We start from the raw sequence: 1,943 nt of genomic DNA on the forward strand, positions 1-1,943 counted from the left end.
CGAAAAAGTGTACCTCTACCCCAAGCCCGTGGACTTCCGAAAGTCCATCGATGGCCTGGCTGCGCTGGTCGAGCTGGATATTAAAGTCGCCGTGTTCGACCCCGTGCTTTTTGTTTTTCTGAATCGCCACCGTAATCGAGTGAAAATCCTCTACTGGGAGCGCAACGGCTTTTGCCTTTGGCTCAAGCGTCTCGAGTCAGAGCGCTTCAAAACATCACCCGACGCCACCGAGGAAGCCATCGTGTTAAGCGTTCAGGAACTGAATTGGTTGCTCGACGGTTTTGATCTGTGGCGCAACCGACCACATCAAGTTCTGACTCCAAGATTCGTCGCCTGATGGGTATAATCCGGGCATGAATTTAATGCCCGAAGACCTTCCTGATGACCCTGCCTTGCTCAAGCAAATGTTGCTTGAGGCATTCAATCGTCAGCAGGTAACGGCTGAGGTATACCAGACTCATATCGTCGATCTGAAAGAACAGATCAAGCTTTTGCGCGACCGTTTGTTCGGTCGCAAGTCCGAACAGACCGTTGAACCCAATACGCCGCAACTGGCGCTGTTCAACGAGCCTGAAAGCGAGCCGATAACTCTGGTCGGCGACGCCGACGAAGAGGTTGTCGCTCCGACTCCACGTCGCGGTAAGCGCAAGCCGCTGTCGGCTGATCTTCCGCGTATCGAAGTCATCCACGAACTGCCTGAACACGAACTGACCTGTGCCTGCGGTTGCCGCAAGCATGTGATCAGTGAAGAAACCAGCGAACAGCTGGACATCGTGCCGATGCAGATCCGCGTCATCAAACATATCCGCAAGGTCTACGGTTGCCGTGGCTGTGAAACGGCTCCTGTCACCGCTGACAAACCTGCGCAGTTGATTGAAAAGAGCATGGCCAGTCCAAGCGTTTTGGCCATGTTGTTAACGACAAAATATGTAGATGGTTTGCCGCTGCACCGTTTCGAAACGGTATTGAGCCGACATGGCATTGATATCCCAAGGCAAACACTGGCTCGCTGGGTGATCCAGTGCGGCGAACATCTGCAACCACTGTTGAATCTGATGCGTGACCGATTACTGGAAAGTCCGGTCATCCACTGCGATGAAACCCGCGTCCAAGTGCTTAAAGAACCAGATCGCGACCCGACCAGCCAATCCTGGATGTGGGTACAGGCCAGTGGGCCCCCGGATCGCAAAGTCGTGTTGTTCGACTACACGTCCAGCCGTGCGCAGGAGGTGCCGTTGCGCCTGCTGGAAAGTTATCGCGGCTATGTGATGACCGACGATTACGCCGGTTATAACGCGTTGGCGTTGCAACCGGGCGTGGAGCGTCTGGCGTGCATGGCTCATGCGCGACGCAAGTTCGTGGACGCGCAAAAAGTGCAGCCTAAGGGCAAGACCGGGCGTGCCGATATCGCGCTGACGATGATCAACAAGCTGTACGGCATCGAGCGTGAACTCAAGGACGTCAGCGATGAACAGCGTTTTACTGGCCGTCAGGAAAAGAGCCTGCCGATCCTGAACCAACTGAAAAACTGGCTGGAGAAAACGCAGCCGCAGGTGATGCCACAAAGCGTGCTGGGCAAGGCCGTGAATTATCTGGCCAACAACTGGAGCCGGCTGGAGCGTTACGTGGAGGCTGGTTTTTTACCGATCGACAACAACGCCGCCGAACGAGCGATAAAGCCGTTTGTGATCGGACGCAAGGCATGGCTTTTCAGCGATACGCGCAATGGCGCCACCGCCAGCGCGCAGATTTACAGCTTGGTCGAGACCGCCAAGGTCAACGGCCAAGAGCCCTACACGTGGCTGCGCCACGTACTGGAACGACTGCCGCATGCGCAGTCGGTGGCCGACTACGAAGCGTTGTTGCCGTGGAATTGCTCGCCAGAGATGCCACGGTAAACGAGGCGGTAGTCTGGCGGTAGGTGTGGTTCATGGAGCGGATAC

The 1,943-nt window shown here is 55.8% G+C and carries 2 protein-coding genes; both read left to right on the plus strand.

The features are described 5' to 3' along the window. On the plus strand, window positions 1–337 hold a 337-nt coding region (tnpB, locus tag FQ187_RS29815; RefSeq protein WP_149632221.1), incomplete at its 5' end, for an IS66 family insertion sequence element accessory protein TnpB. A gap of 16 nt (window positions 338–353) precedes the next feature. Next, window positions 354–1,898: an IS66 family transposase gene (locus FQ187_RS29820; RefSeq protein WP_149632222.1), complete on the plus strand. Its 1,545-nt coding sequence runs from the start codon at window positions 354–356 to the stop codon at window positions 1,896–1,898. The last annotated feature ends 45 nt before the right edge of the window (window positions 1,899–1,943 follow it).

Origin of the sequence: Pseudomonas sp. ANT_J28, assembly GCF_008370005.1 — a bacterium.
In the GTDB taxonomy this organism is placed as follows: domain Bacteria; phylum Pseudomonadota; class Gammaproteobacteria; order Pseudomonadales; family Pseudomonadaceae; genus Aquipseudomonas; species Aquipseudomonas frigoris.